The organism is Enterococcus sp. AZ088, from assembly GCF_051714845.1.
GTDB lineage: Bacteria > Bacillota > Bacilli > Lactobacillales > Enterococcaceae > Enterococcus > Enterococcus faecalis.
Genome location: NZ_JBIOSQ010000001.1, coordinates 867,064 through 884,269, shown reverse-complemented (window position 1 = coordinate 884,269; position 17,206 = coordinate 867,064). Strand labels below are relative to the sequence as shown.

Annotated in this window: 22 protein-coding genes; all 22 read right to left on the bottom strand. The window is 33.3% G+C overall.

Features of this window, described 5'->3' with window-relative positions; translation table 11 throughout:
* Positions 1-15: 15 nt before the first annotated feature.
* Genes IGL17_RS04440 through IGL17_RS04335 form a run of 22 tightly spaced genes read right to left on the bottom strand, consistent with a single transcriptional unit; the run spans position 16 to position 17,193 of the window.
* Positions 16-996, bottom strand: coding sequence for a phage tail protein (locus IGL17_RS04440; RefSeq protein ID WP_010711298.1), 981 nt, complete (start codon positions 994-996; stop codon positions 16-18).
* A 19-nt stretch (positions 997-1,015) separates the two neighbouring features.
* Positions 1,016-1,645, bottom strand: a complete 630-nt coding sequence (locus IGL17_RS04435) for a hypothetical protein (RefSeq protein ID WP_016619024.1) — start codon at positions 1,643-1,645, stop codon at positions 1,016-1,018.
* A complete protein-coding gene (locus IGL17_RS04430; RefSeq protein ID WP_010711296.1) occupies positions 1,629-2,783 on the bottom strand; it encodes a baseplate J/gp47 family protein in 1,155 nt (384 codons plus the stop codon). Before IGL17_RS04430 ends, IGL17_RS04435 begins: the two co-directional genes overlap by 17 nt.
* Positions 2,773-3,123, bottom strand: coding sequence for a DUF2634 domain-containing protein (locus IGL17_RS04425; RefSeq protein WP_010711295.1), 351 nt, complete (start codon positions 3,121-3,123; stop codon positions 2,773-2,775). Before IGL17_RS04425 ends, IGL17_RS04430 begins: the two co-directional genes overlap by 11 nt.
* Positions 3,123-3,455: a hypothetical protein gene (locus tag IGL17_RS04420; RefSeq protein WP_010711294.1), complete on the bottom strand. Its 333-nt coding sequence runs from the start codon at positions 3,453-3,455 to the stop codon at positions 3,123-3,125. Before IGL17_RS04420 ends, IGL17_RS04425 begins: the two co-directional genes overlap by 1 nt.
* Positions 3,455-4,285: a phage protein gene (locus tag IGL17_RS04415; RefSeq protein ID WP_010711293.1), complete on the bottom strand. Its 831-nt coding sequence runs from the start codon at positions 4,283-4,285 to the stop codon at positions 3,455-3,457. Before IGL17_RS04415 ends, IGL17_RS04420 begins: the two co-directional genes overlap by 1 nt.
* Positions 4,285-4,647 carry a phage baseplate plug family protein gene (locus IGL17_RS04410; protein WP_010711292.1) on the bottom strand — a complete coding sequence of 121 codons (363 nt, stop codon included), beginning with the start codon at positions 4,645-4,647 and terminating at the stop codon, positions 4,285-4,287. Before IGL17_RS04410 ends, IGL17_RS04415 begins: the two co-directional genes overlap by 1 nt.
* A 9-nt stretch (positions 4,648-4,656) precedes the next feature.
* Positions 4,657-5,214, bottom strand: a complete 558-nt coding sequence (locus tag IGL17_RS04405) for a LysM peptidoglycan-binding domain-containing protein (RefSeq protein WP_010711291.1) — start codon at positions 5,212-5,214, stop codon at positions 4,657-4,659.
* Positions 5,214-10,358 (bottom strand): peptidoglycan DD-metalloendopeptidase family protein, encoded by a 5,145-nt coding sequence (locus tag IGL17_RS04400; protein ID WP_438760001.1) that lies wholly within the window; start codon positions 10,356-10,358, stop codon positions 5,214-5,216. The genes IGL17_RS04405 and IGL17_RS04400 overlap by 1 nt, the downstream gene beginning before the upstream one ends.
* Positions 10,359-10,360: 2 nt before the next feature.
* Entirely contained in the window at positions 10,361-10,501 is a 141-nt protein-coding gene (locus tag IGL17_RS04395; protein ID WP_016619016.1) for a hypothetical protein, read from the bottom strand.
* A 40-nt stretch (positions 10,502-10,541) separates the two neighbouring features.
* The gene (locus IGL17_RS04390; RefSeq protein WP_033918900.1) at positions 10,542-10,874 is read right to left on the bottom strand and encodes a hypothetical protein; all 333 of its coding nucleotides are present in this window, start codon (positions 10,872-10,874) and stop codon (positions 10,542-10,544) included.
* Between the two features lie 52 nt (positions 10,875-10,926).
* Complete coding sequence (locus IGL17_RS04385; protein WP_010711287.1) at positions 10,927-11,325, bottom strand: phage structural protein; 399 nt, start codon at positions 11,323-11,325, stop codon at positions 10,927-10,929.
* A gap of 15 nt (positions 11,326-11,340) precedes the next feature.
* Positions 11,341-12,291: a DUF3383 family protein gene (locus IGL17_RS04380; RefSeq protein ID WP_438839737.1), complete on the bottom strand. Its 951-nt coding sequence runs from the start codon at positions 12,289-12,291 to the stop codon at positions 11,341-11,343.
* Positions 12,292-12,329: 38 nt separating this feature from the next.
* The gene (locus tag IGL17_RS04375) at positions 12,330-12,806 is read right to left on the bottom strand and encodes a phage neck terminator protein (RefSeq protein WP_033918902.1); all 477 of its coding nucleotides are present in this window, start codon (positions 12,804-12,806) and stop codon (positions 12,330-12,332) included.
* A complete protein-coding gene (locus IGL17_RS04370) occupies positions 12,793-13,152 on the bottom strand; it encodes a hypothetical protein (protein WP_033918903.1) in 360 nt (119 codons plus the stop codon). The genes IGL17_RS04375 and IGL17_RS04370 overlap by 14 nt, the downstream gene beginning before the upstream one ends.
* Positions 13,152-13,754 carry a hypothetical protein gene (locus IGL17_RS04365; protein ID WP_033918904.1) on the bottom strand — a complete coding sequence of 201 codons (603 nt, stop codon included), beginning with the start codon at positions 13,752-13,754 and terminating at the stop codon, positions 13,152-13,154. Before IGL17_RS04365 ends, IGL17_RS04370 begins: the two co-directional genes overlap by 1 nt.
* The gene (locus IGL17_RS04360; RefSeq protein ID WP_033918905.1) at positions 13,754-14,095 is read right to left on the bottom strand and encodes a DUF4054 domain-containing protein; all 342 of its coding nucleotides are present in this window, start codon (positions 14,093-14,095) and stop codon (positions 13,754-13,756) included. The genes IGL17_RS04365 and IGL17_RS04360 overlap by 1 nt, the downstream gene beginning before the upstream one ends.
* Before the next feature lie 10 nt (positions 14,096-14,105).
* A complete protein-coding gene (locus IGL17_RS04355) occupies positions 14,106-14,492 on the bottom strand; it encodes a hypothetical protein (RefSeq protein ID WP_033918906.1) in 387 nt (128 codons plus the stop codon).
* 16 nt (positions 14,493-14,508) lie between these two features.
* The gene (locus IGL17_RS04350; protein ID WP_033918907.1) at positions 14,509-15,390 is read right to left on the bottom strand and encodes a DUF2184 domain-containing protein; all 882 of its coding nucleotides are present in this window, start codon (positions 15,388-15,390) and stop codon (positions 14,509-14,511) included.
* 23 nt (positions 15,391-15,413) lie between these two features.
* The gene (locus IGL17_RS04345) at positions 15,414-15,860 is read right to left on the bottom strand and encodes a structural cement protein Gp24 (RefSeq protein WP_033918908.1); all 447 of its coding nucleotides are present in this window, start codon (positions 15,858-15,860) and stop codon (positions 15,414-15,416) included.
* A gap of 2 nt (positions 15,861-15,862) precedes the next feature.
* Positions 15,863-16,969 (bottom strand): DUF2213 domain-containing protein, encoded by a 1,107-nt coding sequence (locus IGL17_RS04340; RefSeq protein ID WP_047648869.1) that lies wholly within the window; start codon positions 16,967-16,969, stop codon positions 15,863-15,865.
* A gap of 11 nt (positions 16,970-16,980) precedes the next feature.
* The gene (locus IGL17_RS04335; RefSeq protein WP_010711277.1) at positions 16,981-17,193 is read right to left on the bottom strand and encodes a LysM peptidoglycan-binding domain-containing protein; all 213 of its coding nucleotides are present in this window, start codon (positions 17,191-17,193) and stop codon (positions 16,981-16,983) included.
* Positions 17,194-17,206: the final 13 nt, after the last annotated feature.

Sequence of the window (17,206 nt, the reverse complement as noted above, 5' to 3'; positions counted from 1 at the left end):
CTTTCTGAAATATTTCTATCTTATCCACGTCGCACTTCCACCAAATTCCACATTATCATTTTGCAATCCATAAGTTCTAATCATTATTCGTCCTGAAGGCTCTATTTGTATCGCTCCATATTTATTAGTTTGAATAGTATTTGCGATATTTATAGTAAAAGGTATCTTAATAATCATATTTACTGGTCTATAATTATTTTCTAATTTAGTAGAAACCTCATGCCACCCATTAACTTTTCCCTTTTTAAAAATTCCTTCTACATTACATACAACAATTGTATTTGATTTTTGAACATGAATAGTAATACCATTAAATGAAATATGCTGTCCTGATGCATTAAAAGCACTTTTATCAATTTTTTTATCTAAATCATTAGCATATGCTGTTTTTGCTACAAATTTTTTATCAATTTCTCCAGAACTATATGTTCCAACCTGACTAGCGGTAACTCCATGAGGATTTGCTTTATTAGATTTATGATTTTCTAACTCATCATTAACATTTTTTACTGAATTAGGTGTTGCTGCTGTATATACGTCTGTACTTGTTATTGAATCTGTTAATTTAACAATTCCTTTTTTCGTAATCGTTGCCTCTGGGACATCAGTAATTGTGTCCCAAGATTGATTATGGACCGCATCAGCTTTTTCATTCCAAAATGTTCTTTCTTCTTCTGTAACGTGTCTAGTATTATTTTGAGTATGTGCGTCAAATTCAACTTTTGTTGCTTGTTTTTGATTCAATACATTCCCCAATCCAACCTGACTAGCGGTAACTCCATGAGGATTTGCTTTATTAGATTTATGATTATCAAAATCTTCTATATGTGTTGCTTTTTCTTGTAATTCTTTTAAAGCTTCATGGGTTCTAAAAAAAAACCAATTAAAATAATCAGCAGGAGGCTTTTGTGAAGCTTTCCAACCATTGTTAATTAAACTTTCTGGAGGTTTAACTCCTGAAGCTAACCAAGTCGGTAATTCTTGTATAAATTTCATTTAGATCAATCTCCTTTTGTTAAATTGGTAATTTGTAATCTTCTGCAGGAATAAATACTCCACCTAAAGTACCACCGACAGTACCTTCAATATCAGCAAATCCTTCAACGCTACTTTCTAAATCATTTGTGCTTGAAAAAGAAAAACTTCCTTCTAAATGAACATATGCTATTCTAACTCCACCAGCACTTATACTTTCAACAATTTGTAAAAATTGATTAATACTTAATCCAGAGCTATTTAAAGAGTCTAAAGGTGCTTTTTTTATAATAATACACGCTGGCTCCTTTTCATCTATTGTTTCATTTGCTGATATAACATGTATATCACTCGGTTGACAATTTAGTGAAGTTGAAATTGCATGTAGCATTTTGTCTATTGTTCCATCGCTTGTATTTCTTGACATCTTTCCACGAATCAACACCCGATAAATTTCATCAGTAGTTTTCCCTCTCGCTTGCCCTACATTTGCTCCTAGTTCATCTAAACTTTTTCCTTGCGCTTCATCTATTGAACGCCATTTTGCAATTTTGTGTAGCAAATCATTTAATTCTTTAATTTCAAGTTCAAATATTTCGAATAATTTCAATATATTTGAATTTTCTCGATTAAATACATCTGGCAAATAATCCTTAAGTTTTTTCAACATTTGTAATCACCACATTTTCTGGTATACATTCAGCTGACTCATCAGGCTTCAATTTGATATCTTTCGCTTCCGTAGCTTCTGCAGATAATCCAATTTTCACATCAGCAACAACAATACCTGGTATTTGATAGACAAGAGGATAAATATAAGAAAATCTGACTACTTCTCCCATAGTCAGATTATTGATGTAATTATTTACCACAGTTTTAAGTTTTTCTGTTCCACTTTCTTCAAATTTCGAGTCTACTTGAATAGAAATATTTACAAATATAGGAACTGCCTTTGCATAATCAAATTTAACAATATGGCTAAATCCTCCTAAATCTTTTACTTCCACTTCTTCTGCACCAACAGTATCAATTCCTGCTGCCACACTTTTAAAAATTGCCTGTCCAATATCTTCTTTCACACCACCTAAAATGTGCACATGAACTGACTTAGGTGGATTTCCATATGAGTCTGTTTTCATAGTTTTATTTTCAACAACACTTGCAGTTCGTACTCCGCTAACTTCTAATAATGCTGTTAATATTCCATTAATAGGTGGTCCTGGATTCCCTCGGACAGAAATACCAATTCTATCACGATAAGCCTTATCTGTTTCACGTTCTGCACCACCTTCAGCTCTAGCAGGATTATTAACAGAGATTATTTCTTCTGTAGGTTCAACTTGAACTGTAATAGTGTTTGCAGGTACATTTGAACTTGCATTTTTTTCTAAAGAAATTGCATGTCCTTTACCAAAACCACTATCATCAATTTTAACTATATCAATCATTTGAAACATTATTTTATTTTCTGTAGAAAAACATACACCTTCATTAATGACATAACCAGCTTTTCCAGAAAATTCTAGTTCAACTACCGCAACTGTTGCAGGATTACGATAAATACCATTATTTGCGCCTAAACGATCTAATGAAACACCTGTTGCTTGACTAATAAATCCACTATAATAAACCCTTTCAGTCAATTCATGAGAAATAGATAAAAACCATGCAACAATACGAATAATGATTCCCAGAACAGAATGTCCTGAAACATTAACATCCGAACCAAACAAAGCTTTTGCTTTTTCAGACATATCATAAAGCAATTCATTATATGTTTTCCGTTTAAATCCGTTTTCATCCAACATTTATTCGTACCTCCATTTCCTCATTCAAGATTGATAGCATACTTATTTTAATATCTAATTTTCTATTATTTCTTACAATTTCTATATTTTCAATGCTATTAATTCTAGGTTCTTGATCTAAAATCGCTTCTGTTATATCTTGTTTCAAATAGTCTTCATTGTAATTTTTACCAAGCATATTCTCACTTTCCAAACCAACCGATGGATCTAATTTAAATTCCTTTAATCGAATGGATAAAATCATAAATACACTTTGTGTAAGTTCTGAATTATCTTCAACCAATAAAATATCATAATCGCGAATAGATAAATCACCATTAACTAATTTCAAATCACGCATTAGGCAATCACTCCTACAATTACAGCATCATTTTGACTATGCATTCTATCAGATGATAACGAATAGTCAGCAGAGTTTCTGTAATTATCAATATCACGGTCACAAAAAGCTACTACTACAACAACTCCTTGAGAAATATCAGACTGACAATGTTTAGTAATAAGAGCATTTAATATCAATGCTCTTTTACTTCCATCTGATTTTAAAGCTAGTGGTTGTACATCAGCTTTTGTGCCTTTAATGTTAACAACTCGACATAATTGCATAACATTAATTTCCTTTAAAATTCTATTTTTAAAGGATCGAAAAAAAGCTAAGTCTACTTCATTCATTAGGTAACCACCTCACATGTTGTAACAAATCGAGTACCATCATAAGAATGCTGTCCATTTTTTACATAAAAATTTCCTTTTATGTTTTTTGAATCAATATAAACTGCTGTACCTGTAGTAATTTTATGTTGTAAAAGACATTCTATAGACCAACCCGTATAATCACGACTTTCAACTCTTGTCGGTTGATTAATAAGCCCTGTATCAGGGCTTAATTTATATCGTTCTTTATTTCCATCACGAAAATTTTTGATTACAAGTTGACCTCTTTTAAAATATAATGATGTATCACAAGCTTTAGCAATTTCTTCCAAAATTGTCATTGCTTGGCCATCAGCGGTATATCCTGAACCGTATATTTTGTTATTTTTTAATTTTATTTCTGCCAACGGAATATTTGCTTCTCTAGCAACCCGATTTATTATTGTATTTGCATCAGTTCCATTATTAAAAGTAATATTTACTTCTTTTTGTTCTGAATAATCTTTTCCTTCTAAAAAAGTAAAGGTTGTCGCTCTATCTACACCATTCAGAACAGATGGTTTTACTTCTGCTATTGTTCCAGATGTAATAACTCCATGTGAAGTTCCTGCATATCCTGCATGAATATAAACTGGATTTCCTTTCTTAATAAAATTAATGCTTTTTTGATTTAAATTATATATTGTCACACTAACTTCTGACGGATTAGGAGAATCAGAAAATGGTGCTGTAAAATGAATTTCTAACCGATCTAATCTACCTGAATCAGCTCTTAATAAAACTCGATTCTTACCATTTTTATCATGTATTTCAATTTGTAATAAACGTTGCCATTGTGTATTTCCCATTAAGTATCTTCCCTTTCCAAGCTTGGCACATCATAGTTTGGAGGTAAATCATCAATATAAAGAAAGACTTGAACACCGAAATTTTCAAAAGTTATTTCTTTAGCAGAACCTGATTCATCCATAGGAATTAAATCTGCAGAAGGTAATCGAGTATCTACAATATCTTGCCAAAGTCTTTCATTAATTACCATTCGTTCTCCAATCACTAGTGGAGTAAATTCCATATCATATAAATCTACAGTAAAAAATTGTTCTGTACGATTATAATCAACTTCAAAAATATAGTGAGTATTTCCTAAAGGAATTTCAAATCTTTCAGGTAAAGAATATTTATCAATAGGAATATACGCTCTTAAAGACATTTACTCACCTCATTTCACACGCGCTCGAGCACCTATTGGAATAAATCTATCTGGCCATTTATTCCAATCTCTTAGTTGCTGAATGGACGTTCCGTATTGTTGCCACCAACCCCAATAAGTATTTCCAGGCTGAACTGTCACATATACTGCATTACTTGGTTTTGAAGGTTGTTTTGCAACTGGTGGTTGTGGGATTTTTTCCCAAATAGTTTTAGCTACACGAATCGGTTGCAACGTAATAGTTATATTAAATCCATTTTCCACAGTGTCATAACCTTTGCTGATGTCCTGTATTACAGCATTTTTAAAATATGATCGACCTCGATAAACAATCCAACGCACATCTTTTTGCCAAGAAACCAATGTATTATATGCTTGTTCTGCTGCATTACCATTTTTAGCAAGAATCCAGCCACTAATTGTGACTGGACCTCCTGTATACATCATATGATCAGTAATCGGCGCTCCTGACTCAACAGGATATTGAGATACATTAGCAGCACTAGTTACATTTTCACTAACGTTTACAATTTCTATTTTAGACTTACCACTTTGAATGTATCCCATTAAACAACCTCTCCTGTTCCTAAAATATTAAGCAATTTTGCATATTCATCTTCTAACACTTTTTTTACAGCTTCTCTAATATCACCAACAACGGATTTATCAGTACTATCTCCTACATTAATAGTAATATTAGGACTAAAATTAACAGCTGGCGTTCCTTGTTTGAATAGTTCTTTAGTTTTTTCATGCGGATGTACCGTTCCTGCTGTGTCTGCTTCAAACAACTCTGGACCATTTTCTCCTACTAAAACAGTTTCCCCTTTTGAAGGACGCCCTCCTTTAGCATAAGCTCTGATTCTATGTCCAGTAGGTCCCCATCCAGAACGTCCATATGGCAAATCTGTTCTCCAGTTTGAATTATTGAAAAATGCCATTAATTGATGGAAACCATTCATAATGTTCTCGTAACCACGTACTTTATATGCATCAAAAGTTTGTGGAATATACTGAAGCAAACCTCTAGCTGGATTTCCACTAGCTGTGTTTACATCCCAAACAGCAGAACTTTGGATAATGCTTTGATTTCCACTAGATTCTCTCTGAATTTGAGCTAAAATACCGTTAACTTCTGAATCGCTAACTTGTTGATTCATTTGTTTGGCAGCTTTCCTAACTTGTGGTTCCCATCCTGCTGCTCCAACAGCCACATGTGCACCACCATAGGTATCAGGATTGACATGTTGACCATTTGGACCGCCTTTTCTAAGTTCATAGTGAACATGAGGACCAGTTGACCATCCAGAAGAACCAACATTACCAATTATTTCTCCAGCTTTAACTTGTTCGCCTTTTTTAGCTCTGATTCGACTCATATGTCCGTACATTGCCCATAAGTTATTAGCAACTTTAACACCTACATGTTCACCTAATCCAATAGAAGAGGATTGAACCCAATCGACTAGACCAGGATGTTGAGCAGGAATAGACGTTCCCATTGGAGCAGCGTAATCAATTCCTGTATGAAAATCACCATAAAGACCTGGTCGCTTGCCGTAATCAGAAGTGCGAACAAACGGAGAACCAAAATGTGGAGCAAAAGCTCCTGAACCAAAAGTTCCACCGTCTTCTGAATCAAAAAATCCTTTAAAAGCTTCAAGTTTATTTTTTACCCATTCAACACTAGAATCTTTTAATTTATTCATGACACCATATCCTAAACCTTGGATATTATTGCCCTTTTTATATGTGTTATGTTTCTTAAATAAACTTGTTACTTTTCCTACTGGGTCTAATAACCAATCTTTTGCTGTTTCAGCTATATCTTTAGTTTTTTCTATAGCTTTCGTTCCTATTTCTTTTGCTTTATCTACTGCATTAGATCCAAAGTCTTTTAATTTATCAACAGCATTTGCACCGAAATCCTTAGCGCTATCAACAAAATCAGAAAGCCCATTTCCTTTACCTTTGTGGAAACCTGGCAAGACTGTACCTTGACCCATCCCACCATTTAACACAGCCTTTGTATCTGTATGATTTAAAATTCGTTCACCTGAAGAAACATTTGTTATTTCAGGCCCATTTTCCCCTAATAAACGCATAGAAGAAGTACTTTTGTTGTATGCTAATTCAACACCTTCTTCTCCAACTAAGGCTTGTCCACTATAAGAAGCTCCACGAGACCCCGTGCTAAAGGAACGACCTTTCTTATTTTTCGTAGAATTAGGCGTGTTAGGTTCCCATTTAGGTATTTTTTTAATTCCAAAAAAGTCTAATACAACGTTAATTCCGCCTGTTACTGCATTTACTTTATCAGCTAATCCTGTTTTGAAATTATCCCATGTTTCTAAAGCACTAGAAACAACTTTATCGATAGCCTCTCCAAAAGACTTACCAAAATTTTTAGCTCCTTCAACTGTTCCATCCCAAATTTCTTTAAATTTCTTTTTAGAACTTTTCTTGAAAACATCCCATTTAGACAACGTTTCACCAGTTTCCCAATCTACTTGCTCTAAATGGCCTTCTGCTTGTTTCTTCGCTTGAGTCACAACTTCTTCATGCTGTTTCTCTGCTTGTGAAACTACACCATCTCTTTGTTCCTGTGCTTTTTTTAGAGCTTCTTCATATTGTGCTTGAGTAATTGTTCCATTAACATATCTTTCTTCATCTAAAATACGTTTAGTTTCAGCATATTTTTCATTCGCAGATTTTATAGCTCCTTCTTTTGCTTTATAAGAAGCAGAAACAATATCTGCAGCTTGCTGTGAACTAATCTCACCAGATGTATTTTTTAAATTACCCATAATGATTTTTTGCTCTTTTGCAGATTCTGAAAGAGCGCCGACAGCTTGTCTTTTCATGTTTTCATTCAAAGCAGCTTTTTTTTGCGCATACTCTTCTTGTACAACTCGAGTTGCTGCTGTAGCACTTTTTTCATTTGATTCAATTTCTTCTAAATCACTTTTAGATAAATTGCGATTTTCTTGACGTGCTTTTTCTTTAATAGCATTAATTCTAGCAGTATATCTTTCAGCAGCTTGAATTCCAGCATCATGTTCTTCTTTTTCTAATTTTTTTAATTCATTAACATTATCTGAATATGCTCTTTTACGGAAAGTTGCTAATTCAGTACTTACTGCTTTTGCACTTTGAACATCTTTATCGCTAAGAATACCTAATTCTGATAATTTATCAATATTCTTATAAGATTTGTTTTTCTTTCCTTCTAAGCGATTAGTTACTTGTTTCTCCATATCGCTTAAAATTTTATTTCTTTCTGCTATTTCCTCATCAGTAAGAACACGTCCAGCAATCTTACTTTCAGTATCTTTGCTAATAATTTTATCGTAATTTTTAAGGTAGGAATTAACTCGCTTAGCAGATTGTTTTGATACTCCATTGCCAGATTTAACTTTATTATCAAAAGGATTCTTAAATAAATCTTTTGTTTCTTGTCTAATTTCTTTTATTCCTGCTTTAGCATGTTTTAATGCTTCATCAATTCCTTGAACTAAAGGACCTAATAAGAAATTATCTTTTGAAGATTCCCATAATTTACCAAATTTTTCAGAAATATCAGGCCACTTTTCTTGTAATTTCTTTCCAAATTTACTTCCGAAAATGGAACCTGCTGTAGTTCCTAAAATGCCACCAATTAAAGTACCTACTGGACCGAATGCCGTTCCTGCTACTGCACCTAATTTAGCTCCAGCCCATGTAGCTGCTTTAGCACCTAGTGCTCCACCAACAATAGTTCCTAAAGAGTCTCCAATTTTTTCGAATTTATTGTCTTTATTAATCTGAGTTAAAGTTAAACCTGCTGAAATATAAGAAAATAGAGGTACTGATTTAGTAAAGCTTTTTGCTCCACCTAAAATTTTAGCACCTTTTCCTACTTTCCCAACAGGTGTAATTGGAAGTGTACCTTGTTTAGCTTGAGTTCGTGTACTAGCTATTTGTGTAGTAGACTCAACATCTTCTAAAGCTTTTTTTGTTTTAAAAGCTTCTCTTTGTGCTGTATTGCCAAGCTTCTCTAGTTTTCCAATAATTCCAAGAATCCCTTTAGAAACACCTAATAATGGTTTACCTACTAATTTAAAACCAAGTAGGCCTGTAATTCCGTAAGAGGCCCATTTTCCGACTTGTTTCATAGCTTCTGGATTATCATTGGTAAATTCTTTTAGGACGCGAATACCTGGCTTAATAACATATTCAAATCCTTTATCTATTACATTGAACATGTCTTTAGCACCTTCTGTAATACCTGGTCCTATAGCTTTTCCAACCTTTTTAGCTGTAGGAATTACTTCATCAACAAAATAATCTTTTGCTTTTCCAAAGTACTTCATAACTTGTTTCGCTGTCGGTTCAATCTTTTCTCCGACACGCTCTAACATGTCTGGTATTTTTTCGCCTTTTCTTACAAAATCAGTTGCTTTTATAATTAAAGGAGTGAATATTGGAAGCAAGCCTTGACCTATTTTTGCAGATGTTTCTTTTATGGATTCAGAAAAAACACGGGTTGCATTCGCTGCTTGATCACTTGTTCTTGCAAAGTCACCTTGAGAATTTTTTGTTTTTGCCATTACATAGTTATAACGTAATCGTACTAATTCTTCCTGACTTAAAGAATCTAATTTTGCTTGTTGTACTTCTTCTCCTTTGGATTCAGCTTCAGTTAATTTTAACTGTGCTTCTCTTGCTTCAATTGAATCCTTACCGTATTTTTTTATAGCCTTATTTAATTTATCTTGCGCTTTTTCTCTAGCTAATGCATTTTTAGCTGCTTTAGAATGATCAACAGATGATTGTAAAGTACCAGTAGACATTGCAAATTGTTCCAAATTAGTTTGGGTCATTACAATACCTAGACTCTTTAATGCTTCGGTTTCACCAGTGAACACACCATTTAAAGCAGTATTTACACGATCTATTCCGATATTTTTAAATGAAGCAAGATCTCCTGCTAAATCAACTAAGGAAGTAGACATTTTCGCAGCTTCTTCTGTACTAATACCCATTGAGGTTGACATATCTCCGTATGTAGCTGCTAAATCTAAAGCTGTTCCTCGTGCTAACCCAATATTATCAATCGTAGATTTTGACCACTCTTTAACCATTTGATTATGCGAACCAAAAGCAACCTCTACTTTATTTAAAGCTTCATTTGTATCAGATGCATAATCAAAAGCTTTTTTTCCAGCTCCTACGATTGCAGCACTTGCTACTACTGCACCATTTCTAATCTTAGTAAACGCATTCCAAGTAACGTCTGAGGTCTTTGTTGCTACAGTACCTATATGGTCAATGCTTGTTTGAACGCCTTTCGCAGCTTTTCCAACTAATTTTAGAGAGGTTGCACTAGATTGAGCAAAAATACTTGCAGAATTTTTACTCTTTTCAAACTGATTTCCGACATTTTTTACTTGTTTTTCAGTTTGTTTGGCAGAGTTTGTTGTTTTTTGCATAGAATCTTTTGCTCTATTTCCAAATTGAACAACTCTATCTGTGTTTTGTTTTAAACCTTCGCTGTTTCTTTTTAAAGAGGAGGTGGCGCCATCTATGGACTTTGCTGAATTTTGATAAGTTCCTTCCATTCGTGCAGCTTTAGCAATAATTTTATCTGTTTCTTCGTTTGCGCGTTCTAAAGATTTATTATTAATTTTCCAATCGAGCTCAATTACCGAACTACGTAATGCATCAGCCATTATTAGATGACACCTCCTCTTGATTTAGTTAGATTTATTTTTTGATATGCTACTTCGTTCCAAACAGCTAATTCCTCTGCTGTAGCTAATTCAACTTCTTCTTTAGTGGCAATGCCTGCGATAACAGGCAGCCACCTAAACATATCTTTTTGTACTTTCCTTTCAATAATTCTTGGATTTGGACTAGTTAAGCATTCGACCAAGAAAATTATCGGCCAAAGCCATAACCTCGCGATATCCTTCATGTTCATCCCAATAATCCCAATCTAATTTAGGTACTACAATAACTGAATCCATCAATTGAGAATGATAGGCAACATCAGAAAATGTATTTGATGGACCTTTTGAATTATCTAAAATGGCTTGCGCTGCACGAGTTCCTGGAAATTGGAAAGTATATTCCACGCCTTCAACCGTATGTTTTTCTTGTTTACCAAATTTATTAAATGGTTTTTTCTCTGCTTCTGGGATATTATTTTTTGCTTCTAATTCTTTTACTTCATCTTTTTTTGCCATGATAAATTCCTCCTAAAATTAAATAAAAAGCACTTAACGAGATGTTAAGCGCTTAGTTATATTCGTGTTTGTAATCTAATGCTTTAATCGTATAAGAACGAGTTGGAACACCTTTACCAAATGAACCATCAGGTGTTTTTTCAATATAGGCTTTTGATGCCCAAGCTTTTTCTGTAGAATGCGTAACAGAAATTGAAAATTCTTTACGACCATTTGCTAGAGCCATTAATTGCTTATTGCAAGGTGAATTTTGAGATAAATTAATTGTAAATGTTCCCAAATTATCATTGTTTTTAGCAGCACTAGATTGTCCTTGTGCATCTGTTTGTACTTCAATATATGAATTATCTTTTGAAAAAGATACCATGTCGCCATCTTGGAAACCAAATTGAACGACATTATCAATAATAGTAGATACTTCTTTCGCATCATAAGTTGTCATACTTTGCATTAGCTAATTCCTCCTTTAAACTTCAATTGTTCCAGTAACATCTACTGTGTGGATTGCTCCAGAACGTTTGTATTTGAACGATAATCCTTTATAATTCCGTGCTGCAACATCATCTGGATTTAATTCTTGACGACTTAAAGCTGTAACACTATAGTTACCAACGCCTGTTTCATCAACAATATCGATAATCCCGTTTGTAAATGCTGTTTCCAACACATTAGCAACAGTTGTATCAAGTAAAGCAATTCCGTTAGAATCAAAAGTTAACTTGTCTGTAGTAGATAATAATCGTTGTACTTTTGTTTCAATATTTGATTTTACCCAATGATCACCATGCAACGAATCGATAAACTCCCCACCTAATGTTTTTCCTTCAGAAGTTTGAGGGATTCCCGCTTTTGTAACATATGCAATAGCATTAGCTCTATCAATTTCTTGGAGTTGACCTGCTGTTAATGGATTAGCAGTAATTCCTACTAAATCATGACGAAATTTCCAAGTAACACTTCCAACGGTTAAATTAGCCGTATTACCAATTAACGCTGCATCGAAATATTCTTCTGATGGATGAACTAATCCAATTGTTAAGTTATTGCCTGCAAAAACAGATAATTCTTCAACTGTACTCGTTTGAAGAACCAAAAACTTAAATTCATTTTCTTCAATAAGATTAGATAAAGCTAAAGCATCATTTTCTTCATAATTAGCTAACAAAGCAAAATGCCAATCGTTATAAAAATAACTTTTAGCTGCATCAGCAATACTATCTTCTGCAAATGTAATTACAGAAATCGTATATGGTTTATTATCTTGTTTCCAAATTGCATCTGCTTTTTTATATACATTAGTTGAATTAGCAAAATCTTTTACCAATGTTTCTAAATTTGTATATTCTTTATAGTCTTGCTTGGCTCCTTGAACAAAAATAGCTGGATTACCAAGACCGACTATTGGTTGTGGATGCATAATATCAATTTTGACATTAACATCTGAAATTTTTTCAATCATTTGTTTTCCTCCTGAATATCAATATTTTCAATAACTATAGCATCGTCTAAATAGCTATCTTGAACTCTAAAACGAGCATCAAATCCTGATAACCGTTCATATTCAATGCTTATAAAATTATCTCTTTTTTTAGGTTGAGTGGTTGAAACTAATGTAATCTTAGAATTTTGCAAACTTATTTTAACGTCAAAACTATTTAAATATTTTCTGAATTTTTCCAATAAATTGAGCCCTTGTATACTTGAATCAGTATGACATTTAATTGATACCACTAATTCAAACACTTCATTATCAATGATATCAACAGTAACAGGAATATATGGCGAAGTAATTTCATATGAAAAAAATGGTCTTTTAGGTTGTGGTCCTGTCGTGCTACTTTCAATAAGTTGGCATTCCGTCGATGTATTTACAATTCTAATTAATTCATCAACAAGCACAGCATAATTAAAGGATTGTTTAATTTGTGACATTATTAGTCACCGCCTTCAATCGATAAAGATTTACATCTGCATAATGTTCTGCATATGGCTCTTCGCTTTCTACTTTATACTCTCTGCCATTGTCGATTACTTTAGCCCCAAGAGGTATTGAACCTACATAAGCTAATTGTCTATCACTAGACGTGAGAGTTCCTCCACTTTGATAAATTGTTCGATTATCATACGGAATAATCACTCCAGAAACAGTTTTAGGCTCCTTGTTCTTAGGAATCCATTCACCATGGACATATTCTCCTCCATTTTCATCACATGGTAATATTAGCTGAAAATCAACTGCAAAGGTTTCTACAAGACTAGAAAATTTCATTTTTTGCATTAACTTTTCACCACCTTATAAGTAACTGATTGCCTTAGTTTTCCTGTATCTATTAATGGATTACTTGATTTTTTGTTATTTATTGTAATTGGAGAATTTGGTGGATCAGATAAATTTCTGATTGTTCGTTGAATATCTCTCTGCATTCGTAATCCTAATCGATTCATTAATTCTGTAGCAGTCATTTTACCGTCAATTAATTTTTTTACAAGAGTTAGTGCATAATCTGACCACGCTCTAGATTGTTCATCAAATGTAGACCTAATAAATGATCGTTCAGGAATTGTTACTTGCTCTGCCAGCATATAAGCAAATTCTAGTTGATCTTTCCCCTTATTTCTTACCAAAAATTTATGATTTTCTTTTGTTTGCATAAAAAATAAGTCAAATTGACGTGGATTCTTCCCTTTGTATTTCTTCATCAATGGTATAACAAGAAATCTACCTTTTGGACGGATAGTAACTCCAAATTCATGAACTTGAGCCAACATAGCTATAAAAGAGTCATCTTCTCCGAATATTCCTATCTGTAATGAATACTTATTAAGCTGATTCAGCTCTTCAATCAGCTTAATAATCCTATTATTTTCGGTAATTTTCATTAGAGTACTACCATATTTAATAAATCTTTTTTAGCGTATTTATTATAAAGACGAAGATATTCTTGTCCGTAGACTGTTCTTTTTAAATCGGTAAAAGACGAATGAAAACCTGAATATTCTTTTTTTAACGAACCTACTTGCTCGGATTTCGTATTTTGATTGTTCAAAACAGCCAAATGACAAGCTAAATAACGACAAGCTTTTTCTTTTATGTCATCTCTAGAAAAAATACTATTTACTTCAATCCAAGCATCATCAATAAATAACTCAATAGCATCATCACTAACTCCTGATAATTCACTAGCTGTTAATCGGACATTATCAACTGTACTTTTGGTCATAAGATCGCTCCTAATCTGGTGTGACTACACTATCTTCATCTGGATTCTTGATGTCGTCAATTTGATTTTCAATAGCTTTTACTACTGTTGTTCGATTTTTATTAGTTTGCTCTTCTTCTAACCATTTTTCCAACAAGTCTAAATCAAAAGTATCAGAAACAGCTTCTACTGCTTTATTGGCACTCAATTCAGTAAAACCAGCTGTTTCTTTTGATTTTCCTTTTGTTGTACGATCTAAAATCTCAATCTCTCCTAATTTTTCCAACGATTTATTTAGCGGTAATTCCATGCCTTTAAGAAATGCTTCAGCATCTGAACTATTTAAATCATTTACTCCTGGAATTAATCGAACATTCCCGATATGTCTAATATACAAACCTTTATTGTGTACTAACATAATCTTTACCTCCTTTTTAGATACCATCTACACGAACAATTGCATATGGTGTTCTAATTAACGCACCACCACAACGTTCTTCAAATGGTACTTTCCAGTTTGGATAGGACCATTCAACTTCTAAACGCACGATGTCTTCTGGAAGTAAGATTTCACAGGTTGATGGTTTTGTATCCATGATAATAAACGAATCAGAATTATCAGTACCTACACCTTTTAAATCATAAACTTGCTCAATAGATGAAAACCAGCCATTCTCCTGAACAACTTTCATAATTGATCGTGCATCATATTCACCATAACGACGATTCAATTCTTCATATTGTTCTGGAGCAACCATTAATTTTAGATTAGCGCCTTTAAAACCTGGAATAATAGTAATTTTAGCTCTAGATGTTCGTAATTGTTCGACAATTTCTTCGCTAGTCATTTCTTTCCATTTCTTAGGTGAACTAATAACTTGAATACCTTCAGCATTCGCAACACCTTTGTGATTTACTTTAGGATCTCCCACAAAAATAAAGCTATTTTCTTTTTCAGCAATAGTACGACGTGCTACTTCTGCTTTTGTTGCATCAATTGAAGTTCCCATCATTTGAGCTTGGCGAATTTCTTGACGACTATAACGAATACCAGCTGCAATTGTAAAAATTGGTGATTGATAACGTTTCATATCAATATCAACTAAAGGAAGATCATCTGCTCCATTTGCAATAATTTTTGCAGCGCCACTTCTAGTCATGACATTATATGCGTATGTTTCCGCTCCTGGATTAATATCTGTTTTCACATTAAATAATGTACGTGCTACAAGCTCCTCTTGTGGCGCTTGATAAATAACATTATCAATCGCTTGTAAGTCACGTGCTTCTAAAGTTGCTGTTACTTCATTTGACATATATTTTTCCTCCTAAACTTTCATTAAGGTAAATTAATTTGTAAAATTGCTAAATTACCAGATGATGCTGTTGTTTTAAAAATACCAATTACAGTATCTGATGTAGTAGCTTTACCAAAATTACCACCATTTAATACTTTGGCATCTTCACCTGCTAAAACATCTTCATTTACTTTCACCCAAATAGAACCTTTTCGTAAAATTGGTACCATTTCATGTTCTTTGTACTTACCAATTTTTTCAACGTCACCATAAGGGATTTCTTCTACATAGTTTTTAGCATAAGAAACGCCATAAAATTTCCCGTCTTTATATGCTGTTGCAACATTTTCTTTTACTTGTACACCAACACCAAATCCTAAGCCTTCCGCTCCAACAACAAGACTATCAGCTTGCACATCTTGATAGTCTGCTAATTTGCCAATACCTAATTCAGGTTTCATATATTTTTCTGGATAAGGAATAGTCATAATTATTTATCCTCCTTTTTATTCATGTTTAATCGAGCTTTTTTTTGTTTTTCAATCTCTTCTTCTTTTTCTTTGTCTTTATCTTGATTTTTTGCATCATTGAATGCAGCAGGATTTGTAAATCCTTTTTTCTCAATATGTGCTACAGCTGAATCAAAATACGCTGCAATATAATCATCTGATTTTCCATCACCTTTAAAATCAGGTGATATTTTAGCAATTGCAGATTCTTTAATTTCTCGATCAGATTTACCAGAAAAATCAGCTGAATCACCAAGAAACTTCTGTGCTTTACTAATTAAATCAACACGATCTTGAACAAGTTTATCTAACGCATCACCAGTTACCTCTTTTTTCTTTGCTTCAGCAATTTCTTTATTCAACTCATCAATTTGAGCTTTTAAAGCATCACGCTCACCTTCTAATTTTTCAATATTGGTGTTACGCTGTTTTGCTGCATCTAATTTTGCTTCTAAAGATTCAAATTTTGCTTTTACAATTGGGTCTACTTCAAATTCTTTTGAATCAATAATTAATTTTGACATGTTATTTCCTCCTGTTTGTTTATCTTTTGAATCAATCATGAAAGCAACTGAATCGCCACGTATAGCAACTTCTGGACCAGCTCTGCCTTCATCAACTATTGCAATATGATTAATTAGCATATTCCTTTGCACAGAATCATATTGCATGCCATTATAAATACCTGTTTCTTTGGAAACATCTGCTTGAAAACCGATACTCAATTCACGTTTCCCATCGTTAATTTTTTTGATTGTCTCAACATCTGTAATAGTAAACGAGACCACTAATTTATTATCTAAAACATGCGCATCATTATGAGTCATGCCTTTTGAATATTTATTATAATTAGCTGCTGTTACTGGTTCTGTTGGATGATCGTCAGTCATTGGCTTAGCATTAGCTGAAAGTACCGTTGTTTTTGAAAATAATTCATCAGGTAACTTTGCTTCCATTGACACTCCTCCGTCAGTTCGACGATAAGGAAAAACTCCTGGACGAGTAATCGGGCACGCAGTGATCGTCAAATAACCTTCATCAGTTTCTTTAAAATCCTGAATGAAGGCTTTATCATATCTAATTACCATTTTGTCAACTCCTACTCGACGATTAAACTAACACCTTCCTTGATTTCTTTTACAGAATCTAAATTATTAATAACAAGTAATTTTTTTAGACTCATATGGTACTTAGTCGCTATTTCACTTGCTGTTTCATCTTTAGAAACTGTATGTGTCGTTTTGCTATTAGGTTTAAGTACTTCTTTTACCTCTTTTGTTTCCTTATCAATAGCTTTCTTTTCTTTAACCATCTATATCACCTCC